Annotated in this window: 13 protein-coding genes; 10 read left to right on the top strand and 3 right to left on the bottom strand. The window is 63.0% G+C overall.

Annotated features, from left to right (window positions below; translation table 11 throughout):
* The first annotated feature begins 24 nt into the window (after positions 1–24).
* The 8 genes from FGU64_RS18950 to FGU64_RS18985 all read left to right on the top strand — a co-directional run bounded on the left by FGU64_RS18950 (position 25) and on the right by FGU64_RS18985 (position 7,268).
* The gene (locus tag FGU64_RS18950; protein ID WP_139954569.1) at positions 25–888 is read left to right on the top strand and encodes a glycine betaine ABC transporter substrate-binding protein; all 864 of its coding nucleotides are present in this window, start codon (positions 25–27) and stop codon (positions 886–888) included.
* A gap of 98 nt (positions 889–986) precedes the next feature.
* Positions 987–1,442, top strand: a complete 456-nt coding sequence (locus FGU64_RS18955; protein WP_139954570.1) for a helix-turn-helix transcriptional regulator — start codon at positions 987–989, stop codon at positions 1,440–1,442.
* Between the two features lie 191 nt (positions 1,443–1,633).
* Positions 1,634–2,746: a LacI family DNA-binding transcriptional regulator gene (locus FGU64_RS18960; RefSeq protein ID WP_139954571.1), complete on the top strand. Its 1,113-nt coding sequence runs from the start codon at positions 1,634–1,636 to the stop codon at positions 2,744–2,746.
* A complete protein-coding gene (locus FGU64_RS18965; RefSeq protein ID WP_139954572.1) occupies positions 2,743–3,738 on the top strand; it encodes an ABC transporter substrate-binding protein in 996 nt (331 codons plus the stop codon). The genes FGU64_RS18960 and FGU64_RS18965 overlap by 4 nt, the downstream gene beginning before the upstream one ends.
* An 85-nt stretch (positions 3,739–3,823) precedes the next feature.
* The gene (locus tag FGU64_RS18970) at positions 3,824–4,627 is read left to right on the top strand and encodes an ABC transporter permease (RefSeq protein WP_139954573.1); all 804 of its coding nucleotides are present in this window, start codon (positions 3,824–3,826) and stop codon (positions 4,625–4,627) included.
* A 3-nt stretch (positions 4,628–4,630) separates the two neighbouring features.
* A complete protein-coding gene (locus tag FGU64_RS18975; RefSeq protein WP_139954574.1) occupies positions 4,631–5,422 on the top strand; it encodes an ABC transporter permease subunit in 792 nt (263 codons plus the stop codon).
* Positions 5,419–6,453 (top strand): ABC transporter ATP-binding protein, encoded by a 1,035-nt coding sequence (locus FGU64_RS18980; RefSeq protein WP_139954575.1) that lies wholly within the window; start codon positions 5,419–5,421, stop codon positions 6,451–6,453. Before FGU64_RS18975 ends, FGU64_RS18980 begins: the two co-directional genes overlap by 4 nt.
* Positions 6,450–7,268, top strand: coding sequence for a phosphodiesterase (locus FGU64_RS18985; RefSeq protein WP_139954576.1), 819 nt, complete (start codon positions 6,450–6,452; stop codon positions 7,266–7,268). Before FGU64_RS18980 ends, FGU64_RS18985 begins: the two co-directional genes overlap by 4 nt.
* A 227-nt stretch (positions 7,269–7,495) precedes the next feature.
* On the opposite strand, the gene FGU64_RS18990 is transcribed toward FGU64_RS18985, so the two are convergent.
* The 3 genes from FGU64_RS18990 to FGU64_RS19000 form a co-directional block, all read right to left on the bottom strand.
* Complete coding sequence (locus FGU64_RS18990) at positions 7,496–7,957, bottom strand: hypothetical protein (protein ID WP_139955451.1); 462 nt, start codon at positions 7,955–7,957, stop codon at positions 7,496–7,498.
* Positions 7,958–8,086: 129 nt separating this feature from the next.
* On the bottom strand, positions 8,087–9,352 hold the full coding sequence (locus FGU64_RS18995) for an FAD-binding oxidoreductase (protein ID WP_139954577.1): 1,266 nt from the start codon (positions 9,350–9,352) through the stop codon (positions 8,087–8,089).
* Between the two features lie 4 nt (positions 9,353–9,356).
* Positions 9,357–10,091 carry a tripartite tricarboxylate transporter permease gene (locus tag FGU64_RS19000; protein WP_246671149.1) on the bottom strand — a complete coding sequence of 245 codons (735 nt, stop codon included), beginning with the start codon at positions 10,089–10,091 and terminating at the stop codon, positions 9,357–9,359.
* On the opposite strand from FGU64_RS19000, the gene glpD reads away from it, so the two are divergent.
* Together glpD and FGU64_RS19010 are read left to right on the top strand one after the other, a co-directional pair.
* A complete protein-coding gene (glpD, locus tag FGU64_RS19005; protein WP_180375570.1) occupies positions 10,024–11,583 on the top strand; it encodes a glycerol-3-phosphate dehydrogenase in 1,560 nt (519 codons plus the stop codon). The genes FGU64_RS19000 and glpD overlap by 68 nt on opposite strands.
* A 24-nt stretch (positions 11,584–11,607) precedes the next feature.
* Complete coding sequence (locus FGU64_RS19010) at positions 11,608–12,690, top strand: ABC transporter ATP-binding protein (RefSeq protein ID WP_139954580.1); 1,083 nt, start codon at positions 11,608–11,610, stop codon at positions 12,688–12,690.
* Position 12,691 lies beyond the last annotated feature (1 nt).

Here is a 12,691-nt window from a genome sequence, read left to right on the forward strand (position 1 = left end):
CCCGAAAACAAGAAGGAGCAGACTATGTTCAGAACACTGACACGCATCGGCCTTGCCGTGCTGATGGCCGGCAGCGTCGCCACGACGGCGTTCGCCGCGGACGGCAAGCCGGTCAGGCTCGGCTGGGCCGCGTGGTCCGACGCCGAATTCGTCACCAAGCTCGCCGCCAGGCTCATCCAGGACAATCTCGACACCAAGGTCGAGCTGGTGCAGACCGATGTCGCCCCGCTCTACCAGGGCGTCAGCCGCGGCGACATCGACGCCATGATGATGGCATGGCTGCCGGAAACCCACGCCGACTACTTCAAGCGCGTGGAAGCCAAGGTCGATACTCTGGGCACCATCTATGACGGCGCCAAGCTCGGCTGGGTGGTGCCGCAATACATCCCCGAAAGCGAGATCGCCTCCATCGAGGACCTGAAGAAGGACGAGGTGAAGGAGAAGCTCGGCGGCGAGGTGCAGGGCATCGATCCCGGCGCCGGCCTGACGCGCCTTTCCGAGAAGGCCATCAAGGATTACGGCCTCGATTACAAGCTCAAGATCTCCAGCGAGGCCGGCATGCTGACGACCGTCGACCGCGATATGCGCTCCGAAAAGTGGTTCGTCGCCACGGCCTGGAGCCCGCACTGGATGTTCGGCAAGTACAAGCTGCGCTACATCGAAGACCCCAAGGGTTCGCTCGGCAAGGCCGAGCACATCGACATCCTCGCCCGCAAGGGGTTCAAGGACGAGAACCCCAAGGTTGCCGAACTCCTGTCGCGCATGAAGCTGCCGATCCCGGAGCTTGAGGCGGCCATGTTCGACGCGCAGGAAACCTCCTACGAGAAGGCCGTCGACAAATACATCAAGGATCATCCCGACCGGGTGAAGGAATGGCTCGGCAAGTAACACGCCGGCCACGCACAGCGAGCGACGCCGGAAATGCGCGTCGTTCGCGTCCATCCCGATCCATCCGATCCGAATGACGACGAACTGGAGAACGAACGATGTTTGGCAACGACCATGCGGACCCCTGCGACGAAACGCTGGGCGGCCGGGTGTCCCTCGCCCGCGATGCAAAGGCTCTTTCCATGGAGGATGCGGCGCAGCGGCTCGGCGTCCTTGCGTCGAGCTGGCGCGCCTGGGAATGCGACCGTGACGTTCCGCGCGCGAACAGGTTGACGATGATGGCCGGCGTGCTGGGTGTCAGCCCGATCTGGCTACTGACCGGACTGGGCGAGGGGCCGGTGCGGCGAAGGCATGACGATCATCAGGAAAATCTATCGCGAGCGATCGATGGAATATCGAACGACATCGAAGCGCTGAACCAGCGCGTTCGCCGCATCGCCGAGTATCTGGCGCAGGAGCTTACCCCGGTGACTGCGGAACGACCGACCACCGGCGGATCGGGGCGGATCGCCGCGCACTCCGGCGGGCTACGGGCGTCTCACCAAAGGCTGTAAGCATAGGCCGGCCGACATGCCGCACCGCGGGCGGTAGCGGCCGGTCTCGGCGATCTCGTCTCCACGATTCGATAAGCACTCCGTTTCGATATCTCGGGCTCACCGGACAAGAAATCCGGCGAAGCACCCGACAACGTTACCCGTTGACAATAAAACGGAGATGTGGAAACGTTTCCATATCGGAGGAGAAGATGGTTGATCGTGCGAATAGGAATTCCACGATAAAGGACGTGGCCATGTTGGCCGGCTGCGGCATTGCCTCTGCCAGCCGCGTCCTGAACCGAAGTGGATATGTCAGTCCACAATTGCGCGAGAAGGTTCTTGCTGCAGCGCAGCAGCTCGGCTTCGACTTCAGCGATATCGGCCGGTCTTTTCGCAACCAGGCCACCAAAACGATCGGCTGCGTTGTGCCTTCGATTTCCAATCCGGTCTATTCAGTTGCCGTTCAGGGCATTCAGGATGTGGTGGTTGGCAAGGGGCGTCACCTTTTGCTCTCATGCAGCAACTACGATCCGGAGCGAGAGTTCTTGGCGGTCCGCAACCTGATCGCCAAACGGGTCGAGGCGCTGGTCCTGACCGTGAACGACCCGAAAGCGTCGGCGGCGCTGGATCTTGTCCGGTCCCGGCAGGTGCCCCATTGCCTGTTGTTCAATCACGATCCTGGCTCCCCAAACGCCTGTGGCGTCGACAACAGGGCCGCGGCCTACGAAGTCGTGCGTGCCTTTGCAAATGCCGGACACCGTCATTTTGTCTACGTCGCGTTGCGGTTAAGTAGTTCGGACCGCGCCTCACAGCGGCTAGAGGGGCTCGAGGCAGCCTGTAACGATTTGGGCCTCGATATGCCGGCGGTCCTCGAGATCGAGGACCGGCCGAACAGACTCAAAGAAGATCTGGAGACATTTCTGCGCGCAAACCCCGAGGCGACCGGCATATTTGCTTCGAACGACCAGTTGGCGATCGCCATTATCGCGGCCCTGCGCGAACTCGGTCTGAAGGTGCCTGCCGATCTGTCGATCGTGGGCTTCGACGGGATCGAATTCGGACAAATGCTCGAGCCAACCTTGGCCACCGTTGTGACGGATCCCTATGCGATGGGGCGTGCGGCCGCAGACATGGTCCTTTCGATGGGGCATCTCGCCGATGCACACCTCGATTCGAGGGTGGCAGGATTCTCTTTTCGATCCGGAGGCAGCCTTGGGCCGGCCGCAACCGGCAAGCCGCTGGTGGAGAAGTTGCCGCTTCCCCACCAGCATATCTCGCCCCGCAAGAACGTGAAATTGACCTCGGAGGAGAGACGGAAATGAAACATATAATGGCACTTTTTGTGCTGGCAAGCTTGCTCACCATCCCGGCTCATGCCGAAGACGCCGTGTGCTACAATTGCCCGCCGCAATGGGCCAACTGGTCTTCGATGTTGGAGGCGATCAAGGAACGCCTCGATATCCAGATGCCTCATGACAACAAGAACTCGGGACAGGCGTTGAGCCAGCTTCTGGCCGAGCGCGGCAGTCCGGTTGCCGATGTCGTCTATCTTGGCGTGACCGGCGGGATAACGGCGGCACGCGACGGCGTGGTCGAACCCTACAAGCCTGCTCTGTTCGATCAGATTCCGGAGGGCCTGAAGGATCCGGACGGCAATTGGTTTTCAGTCCACTACGGCACGATCGGCCTCTTCGTGAATGTCGACGCGCTGGGCGGTGCGGAAGTGCCCAAATGCTTCGCGGACCTGAAGAAGCCCGAATATCGCGGGATGGTCGGCTACCTCGATCCGTCCTCCGCCTTCGTCGGTTATGCCGGGGCGGTGGCCGTCAATCATGCCTTTGGCGGCGATCTGTCGAATTTCGATCCGGCCATCGAGTATTTCAAGGAACTCGCCGCCAACAACCCGATCGTGCCGAAGCAAACCGCATATGCTCGCGTCGTGTCGGGCGAAATTCCGATTTTGTTCGACTATGACTTCAACGCCTATCGGGCCAAGTATGAGGAAGGCGGGCACTTCGAATTCGTCCTGCCTTGCGAAGGTTCGGTTCGCGTTCCCTACGTCATGAGCCTCGTCAAGGGAGCTCCGCATCCGGAGGCGGCCAAGAAGGTTCTCGACTTCGTCCTTTCGGACGAAGGACAGGCAATCTGGGCCAAGGCTTATCTTCATCCGGCTCGGCCGATCAAACTCCCCGAAGACATGGCTGGCAAGCTCCTGCCCGACTCCGAATACGAGCGCGCAATTTCGGTCGACTACGCCGAATTGGAAAAGGCTCAGGCCGGGTTCGGCGAACGTTACCTCAACGAAGTCAAGTAGCGGCGATCGGGCCGTCCGCGCCGACGACAATCCTTACCGGGACCGCCTCATGGTCCCGGAACCTTCCTCCAATGGATAAGAGACCATGAGCTCCCGAGCTTTTGTGCCGCTTTGCTTCGCGCCATTGTTTGCCTTCACGCTCGCCTTTCTTGCCCTGCCGCTGGTGCGGTTGGTGTTGAGCTCGGGGGAGGGAGCCGCGGGGTGGACGATCTATTGGCAAATTCTTGCCACGCCTCGCTATCTCGATTCACTCCTGCAAACCGTTCTCGTTTCGCTGGCGGTCACGCTGGCGGCCCTGGCGGTCTCGACAACGGCGGGGCTGTTTCTCGCGCGCAACCGCTTTTTCGGGCGCGACCTTATTCTTTCGATCCTGACATTGCCGCTGGCTTTCCCAGGTGTGGTCATCGGCTTCCTCATCATCCTGCTGGGCGGACGGCAGGGACTGTTCAGCCAAATCACATCGGGGCACGTTGTCTTTGCCTATTCGATGCTCGGTCTGTTTCTCGGCTATCTTTATTTTTCGATCCCGCGGGTCCTGCTGACCGTGATGGCTGCGACGGAGAAGCTGGATCCTGCACTCGAAGAGGCGGCCAGATCGCTGGGCGCCGGTCCGGGACGGGTCGTCCTCGATGTCATTCTGCCAGGCCTGGCGCCGTCTCTGGTGGCTGCCGGTGCCATCGCCTTTGCCACCGCCATGGGGGCGTTCGGAACCGCGTTCACGCTGGCGACGGACATCAACGTGCTGCCGATGGTGATCTACACCGAGTTCACGCTGTCGGCCAACATAGCCATGGCTTCCGCTCTTTCGGTTGCCCTCGGCATCGTCACTTGGGCCCTTCTACTGATCGCGCGATCCTTCTCGGGCACGACCGCAGCGGCGGGAGGCTAGTCGATGAAAATCTCAATGGCCAAATCTATGCAGCTCACCGTCACGTTGGTGGCCTGCGCCTTCCTCCTGGTTCCTACCCTTCAATCCGTACTGGCCGGGGTGACGGTCAACTACCGCCTGGGCCTGTCTTCGGGGCTGACTCTGGAGTGGATAGGCAAAGTTTGGAACCTGTATCTCGACAGCATATTCCTGTCGATCGGGATTGCCGTTGCCTGTCTGGCCTGCACGCTGATTATCGGCGTGCCTGCCGCCTATGGTCTGGCACGCCGCCCCGGCTGGATCTCCCGCATACTTGAGGAATTCATTTCGCTGCCGCTGGCCGTACCGGGACTTGCCTTGGCGTTGGCCTTGCTGCAGCTCTACGGCTCGATGCGGGGGTTCCGCACTTCTTGGACTTTCATCCTCGTAGGGCACGTCCTCTATACGCTTCCCTTCATGGTCCGTTCGACGCTGGCCGTCCTCGCGGCCATGGACTTGAAAACGCTGGAGGAGGGAGCTGCTTCGCTCGGAGCATCGCCCTGGCAGCGTTTCCGCGATGTCGTCATCCCAAATGCTATGCCTGGCATCCTGGCCGGATCGTTGACGGTCGTCACCTTGTCGATCGGCGAATTCAACCTGACCTGGATGCTTCACACACCCTATCTGAAGACACTGCCCGTCGGCCTGGCCGACAGTTACGCGTCGATGCGGCTCGAAGTGGCGTCAGCCTACACGCTCGTATTCTTCATCATCATCGTTCCGCTGCTGATGGCCATGCAATGGGCCTCGCAGCGCGCGCAGAGGATTGGCAAATGACACTCACGCTCCGGTCCGGCTCCAAGACCTATCCCGATGGAACGGTGGCGCTGACGCCGACCGACCTGCATGTAGAACCGGGCGAGATCGTCTCGCTGCTCGGCCCGTCGGGATGCGGTAAGACGACGCTTCTGCGCCTGGTTGCCGGCCTTGAACGGCCCGACGCGGGCAGCGAGATCTGGTTCGGGGAGGACAACGTCACCGACCTGCCGGTAGAGAAACGCAAGATAGGAATGGTGTTCCAGTCCTATGCGCTGTTTCCCAACATGTCGGTGCGCAAGAATATCGCCTACGGGCTCAAGATGCAGAAGCTTCCGGCGGATGAAATCGACCGGCGCGTTGCGGAGGTGCTGAAGCTCTGTCAGCTGGAGCCTTATGCGGATCGCTCGATCGCCGCCCTGTCGGGCGGTCAGCGCCAGCGCGTCGCGCTGGCTCGCGCGTTCGCGCCGCGGCCAAGGATTCTATTGCTGGACGAACCGCTCTCCGCCCTGGACGCCGCGCTCCGCGACAAGCTCCGCGACGAGCTTGCCGGCCTTCTGCGTACCTTCGGCATCACCGCGATCTTCGTCACGCATGATCAGAACGAGGCGATGGCCATTGCCGATCGGGTCGTGGTCATGTCGCACGGCCGCATCATGCAGGCCGGCACCCCCGAAGAACTCTACCGCAATCCGAAATCGCGCTTCGTCGCTACATTCGTCGGGCACGCAATGCAAATAGACGGCGAGATCTCGGGCAGCCGCCTCGTCACCCAGGGCGGCTCGCTTCAATTACCAGATGATGCAGCCGGTTGCTCCGTTTTCGTCCGGGCCGAGGATGTACATATCGTGGGCGATGGGGCGCTGTCGGGCCGTGTGGAAAGCGTCACGTTCCTGGGCACCCACTATCGGGTTGGCATTGCCGGCATCGCCTCCGAAACCATCTTCGCGTTTCATGTCGGACAGCCGCCGCCTTCTGTCGGCGACAATGTCCGAATTTCAATCGAGACCAAGGCGTTGCTTCTTCTTCCTGAGCAGGCGGACGCGGCATGAGCAAAGTCATCCAGCTTTCTGATCCTCATATCGTACCGCGTGGACAACTCGCCTATGGCGTGGTGGATACGGGGGCAGCCCTCGCCACTGCGGTGGCAACGGTAAACCGCTGTCTCCCTGTCATCGGCCCTGTTGATCTGGCGATCGTCACCGGTGACCTGACCGATTTCGGCTCCTCCGCGGAATATGCGCGCTTCCGTGCAATCATGTCGGAACTGAAAATCCCCTACCGTGTCATTCCGGGCAACCACGATCTGCGCACCAACCTGCGGGCAAGTTTCGCTGATCAGGAGTGGATGCCACTCACCGGGGGAATAAGCTGGTCCGTCGAACTGCCGGATTTTGGTTTGGTCTGCCTCGACTCCCTGGTGGACGGACATCACCATGGCCACCTTGAAGCGGATGCGCTGGATCTCCTGAACGACGCCCTCAAGGGATTGGCGGGCAAGCCGGTGCTCGTAGGCGTACATCACCCGCCTTTCATGACAGGCATCCGGCCGATGGATGACAACAACCTGCGCAACGGTGCCGCCTTGCAGGTGATGCTCGACGCTTATCCAGGAGAGAGCCGCCTGGTTTGCGGGCACGTTCACCGCAGCGTCACTAGGGCGTTCGGTACTTCGATCGGCTTGATAGCGCCGGGGACCTCGCACGCCGTCACTTTGGATCAGCGGGAGGGAAACCCGCATACGTTAAGCCTCGAACCGGGCGGGTTCATGCTGCATGAGTGGCGCGACGGCTTCGTCTCGCACGTCGTTGCGGCGAATTTCTCTCCCAATCGCTTTCCGTTCACGACGCCGCAGGCGCCAAGCTAGCCAAGGCTGTCGGGTGCGCGACGTCGCGCGCTCATCGCACATCTATGGTAGATAACGAGGCTGCTGCCGGGCGCGAAAAGACGGCGGGCTGCCGGCCGCCTGCCTGATCCGACGCTTTGCCGACGGCATCGAGGAATGCCCGACTAGCCACCGCCCCGATCGCGAGCGGCGATCGATATCGACTGGTGCTGTCCAACGCACGATCCGGCAATAGGGTGACAGGCCGCCTAGTCCACCCGCTTCGGGCACAGCGCCTTAAATTGCTCCAGGGCAACCGGGTATCCGGACGCCATGCTGCCGTCCAACGGCTCCACCTCGCCGATCTGGAAGATCAGGTATTCGGTGCTGATCCCGGTCGGATCGTAATCCGGATTCGGGCCGCGAAACTGGTAGCCCTGCCCGTAGAGTGTGGTGAATTTCCCCGTTTTGCAGTTGGCCGAAATCTCGGTCTTCAGTTCCTTGCCCTCAGCCAGGTTGTCGGCAATGCACTTCTTCGTCACCTTCTGAATGTATTCGCGACAGAACTGGATCGCGTTCTCGCGCGTGTGTATCGTGGTGATCTTCGCGTGCGTCGAATTCAAATTCGACTTCTTGACGACGGTTACGACCATGCCCGCTCGCGAGCCGTAATAAATCGTCTCGGCTGCTGCCATGGTTGTCATTGCCAGCAGCGCTGCGATCAGGATCATGTTTCGCAAGATCGACCTCCGGTTCCTGTCTCGTCGAGACACTATCCCGGCTTCCGGGCTTCTTCCAACGGCGGCGCGGACTTGAGCCATGCCGCGATCTCTTCGGCGATTTGAGCGTCAGCGGCCGTTCTATCGGAAGCGGGCGGCGCGGTAGGGCTCGACCGGGATCGCAGGCGCGCGGCCGCAAATGATGTCGGCGACGATCCGGCCGGTCGCCGGCCCCGCAGCCAGGCCGACATGGCCGTGGCCGAAGGCATGGAAAATGTCGGCCGACGCAGTGGAGCGGCCGATGACGGGCAGGCCGTCGGGCGTCGACGGCCGATGCCCCATCCAGCGGGCGACGGAGTCGGGCCTGACCGTGCCGGCCAGCGGCGGAAAGGCGCGCTTGAGGTGGTCGAGCAGCACATCGGCCCGCCTCCAGTCGGGAGCAGCTTCGACCGCCGCGAGCTCGACCTGACCGGCGGCGCGCAGCCCGCCCTCCGTCATGGTGATGCCCATCTTGCCGTCGCTGGGCATCACCGGAACGGCAAGCGTCATCGCCGGATCGCGGATCTCGACATGATAGCCGCGCTCGCTGACGAGCGGCACGCTGTCGCCGGCCTGCCGGGCAAGGCTTCGCGAGCCGATGCCGGCTGAGAGGACCACCGTGTCGCAGGCGATGGTTTCCCGCCCGCCGACCTTGACCCCGCTCAGTCGGCCGGCGTCGAAGACGAAGCCGGTCGCCTGCGCCTTGACGAGCCGGGCACCGCGCGACACCGCATGCGCCACCAGGGCCGCAACGTAGGCGCCGGGGTCGAGGCAATGCGCGCCTTCGCCGACGAGGATGCCGAGCCTGTACTGCGGTCCGAGCGACGGTTCGAAGGCGCGCAGTTCAGTTTCCTCGAGTTCGCTCCAGGCGACGCCGTTGTCGCGCCGTAGCCGCCAGGCGAGGCTTTCGGCCTCGAAGGCGATGCGGTCGGGATAGGCGTAGAGCAGCCCCGACTGCCGGATCAGGTGCCCGGCGCCGGCTTCGTCGGCCAGATCCTTATGGCGCGCCGGTGCGTCCGCCAGCAGGGCCGAAAGCAGGCGCGCCGTTCTCTCTACCCGCGCCACGCTCGACCCGGCCTTGAGAAATCGCATCAGCCAGGAGGCGAGGCCGGGCAGCGCCGTCCAGCGTATGGTCAGCGGCCCGAGCGGGTCGAGGAGAAAGCCCGGCACCTTGCGCCAGAGGCCGGGCATGGACATCGGAACGATCGAGGCCGGACTGATCCATGCGCCGTTGCCGAAGCTCGCCGCCTGCCGCCCGCCTGCTTCGCCGGCTTCCAGGATGGTGACGCGGCAGCCGCCGCGCAAAAGCTCGACAGCGGTGCATGCGCCGACGATACCCGCACCGATGACGACGACGTGGTGGCTCATTCGATCACTCCTCGAACGCCTGTTCACGGACCTTGCCGATCGCCGGCATCGACACGGCGACGAGCGCGACAAGCGAAAGGACCAGCAATCCCAGCGAGACGGGCCGGGTGACGAAATTGGTGAAATCGCCGCGCGCAAGGAACATGGCGCAGCGAAAAATCTCCTCCATCATGGGGCCGAGGATGACGCTCATGATGAGCGACGCCGGCTCGCAGCCCAGCTTGAGGAAGATATAGCCGAGGGCCTCGAAGCCTATCAAGGGCCAGACGTCGAACAGCGTGGCTGACAACGTGCAGGTGCCAATGGCGCAGGGCACGAGGATCGCGGGATAGAGATACTCGAAGGGAACGCTCAGCAGCTTCACCCATATGCCGACCGGAGGCAGGTTGAGCACGACGAGCATCACGTTGCCGACCCACATCGATGCGATGACGCCCCGGAAGCTCTCCGGCTTCCCGGAGGCGGGCATCGGTCCGGGAGCGACGCCGTGGGCAATCAGCGCGCCGATCATCAGCGCCATCACGGTGACGAATGCCCCAGACCACGGCATGGAAAATATCGGCCTGCCCAAGCTCGGGACCTGGGAATCGAAGTTTGCGTCGATCCTCAGGATTTCGTTTGACATTCGTTCTCGCTTCGAAATAATCGCCACATGGTTTCGGAAATGTCGCATGACGTGCGATACGAAATCGCGGGAGGCAAAGGTGGGCGAGTCCCCGATCCACGACATCTTCGTCATCGGCGGCGGCATCAACGGCTGCGGCATCGCCCGCGACGCGGTCGGGCGGGGATTTTCGGTTTTCCTGGCGGAGATGGGCGATCTGGCGAGCGGCACGTCGTCCGGCTCCACCAAGCTCATCCACGGCGGCTTGCGCTATCTCGAATTCTACGAGTTCCGCCTGGTGCGCGAAGCCCTGATGGAGCGCGAGGTGCTGTGGAAAAACGCGCCGCACATCATCTGGCCGATGCGCTTCGTGCTGCCCTATTTCAGCGGCGGCCAGCGGCCGGCCTGGATGCTCAGGCTCGGCCTCTTCCTTTACGACCATATCGGCGGCCGCAAGCTGCTGCCGGCGACCCGCACGCTCGACATGCGCAGGGACCCTGCCGGCAAGCCGTTGAAGCCGATTTTTTCCAAGGCGTTCGAGTATTCCGACGGCTGGGTCAACGACGCCCGGCTGGTGGCGTTGAACGCCCGTGACGCGGCGGATCGCGGTGCGACCATCCGGACGCGTACCAGGGTGGTCGGGGCGCGCCGCGATGGCGACAACTGGGCGATTACCCTCGAGGACCTTCGCAACCGCCGGACCGAAGAGGTGAAGGCGCGGCTGCTGGTCAACGCCGCCGGCCCTTGGGTCGACCATGTGCTGGCCGAAGTAGTCGGCCAGAACGCGCACAATGTCCGCCTCGTGCAGGGCAGCCATATCGTCGTGCGCAAGAAATTCGACGATCCGCGCGCCTATTTCTTCCAGAACAAAGACGGGCGCATCATCTTCGCCATTCCCTATGAGGAAGACTTCACGCTGATCGGCACGACCGACCGCGACTACGATGCCGATCCGCATGATGTGAAGATTTCCGATGCGGAGATCGACTACCTGTGCGCGGCGGCGAGCGAATATTTCGCCGATCCCGTTCGCCGCGAGGATATCGTTTGGAGCTATTCGGCGGTGCGCCCGCTGTATGACGATGGAGCGTCGAAGGCGCAGGAGGCGACGCGCGACTACGTGCTCAAGGCTGACGGCGGCGGCGCCACCGCCCCGCTGGTCAGCGCCTTCGGCGGCAAGATCACCACCTATCGCCGGCTGTCGGAATCCATGCTGGAGAAGATCGAAGGCTTTCTCGGCAAGCGCGGCAGGCCGTGGACCGCGACGGCGCCGCTGCCGGGCGGCGATTTCCCGGCGACCGGCTTCAAGGCCGAGGTCGGCACGCTGCAGGCCGATTTTCCTTTCCTGGAGGCCCGCCTCGCGCATCGCCTTGTCAGGCTCTACGGCACCTGTGCCCGCACCTTGCTCGGAACCGCCAGGTCGACGGCCGATCTCGGGCGCGACTTCGGCGGTGACCTTTACGAGGCCGAGGTGCGCTATCTCGTCGAGCACGAGTGGGCGCAAACGGCCGAGGACGTGCTGTGGCGCCGCACCAAGCGCGGCCTGCATCTGAGCCGCGAGCAGGTGGCGGCGCTGGAGGATTTCATGCGGGAGCTGGACAAGGGACAGAGCGCGGCGGCGGAATAGACCGCAAAAAGGGGGAGAAGCCGAATGCTGGAACTGAAGAACGTCTCGAAGGTCGTGGGCGGTGCCACGCACATCGCCGATGTGTCGCTGACGCTCGCGCACGGCTCGCTGAACGTTCTGCTCGGCCCAACGCTTTCCGGCAAGACCAGCCTGATGCGGCTGATGGCGGGCCTGGACAAGCCGACCTCCGGCTCCGTCTGGTTCGACGGCAAGGATGTTACCGGCTTGGCCGTCCAGCAGCGCAACGTCGCCATGGTCTACCAGCAGTTCATCAACTACCCGGCGATGACGGTCTACGAGAACATCGCCTCGCCGCTACGCGTTGCAGGCGTCGAGAAGGGCAAGGTCGACAGCGAGGTTCGCAAGGCAGCGGAACTGCTGAAGCTGACACCCTATCTCGACCGCACGCCGCTCAACCTTTCCGGCGGCCAGCAGCAGCGCACCGCGCTCGCCCGAGCCATCGTCAAGAACGCCAGCTTGGTGCTGCTGGACGAGCCGCTGGCCAATCTCGACTACAAGCTGCGCGAGGAACTGCGCGAGGAACTGCCGAAGATATTCGCCGAGGCCGGCACCATCTTCGTCTATGCCACGACCGAGCCGCACGAGGCGTTGCTGCTTGGCGGCAACACCGCGACGCTGAGCGAAGGCCGCGTCACCCAGTTCGGGCCAACGGTCGAGGTGTTCCGCAAGCCGGTCGACCTGGTCACGGCGAGGACCTTCGCCGACCCGCCGCTGAACACCATTATGCTCGGCAAGCAGGGCAATCATTTTCTGCTCGACGGCGGGGTAAACCTGCCTGTGCCGGCGGCCCTCGCCGGCATTGCCGACGCCAGCTACACGATCGGCTTCCAGCCGCATCATCTTTCTCTCGAACGGCCGAACCCGGCCGCCGTGCCGGTGCGCGCCAAGGTGTCGATCACCGAGATCACCGGCTCGGAAAGCTTCGTGCATCTCGATTTTGCCGACGTGCGCTGGATCATGTTGGCGCATGGCATCCGCGAGTTCGAGCCGGACGAGCAGGTCGAGGTGTTCATCGACCCGCGCCACATCATGGTCTTCGACAAGCATGGCCGCGCCGTTTCGGTCGCGCCCCGGCTGGCGGCATAGG

The sequence above is a fragment of the Mesorhizobium sp. 8 genome, from assembly GCF_006351905.1.
Classification (GTDB): Bacteria; Pseudomonadota; Alphaproteobacteria; order Rhizobiales; family Rhizobiaceae; genus Mesorhizobium; species Mesorhizobium composti.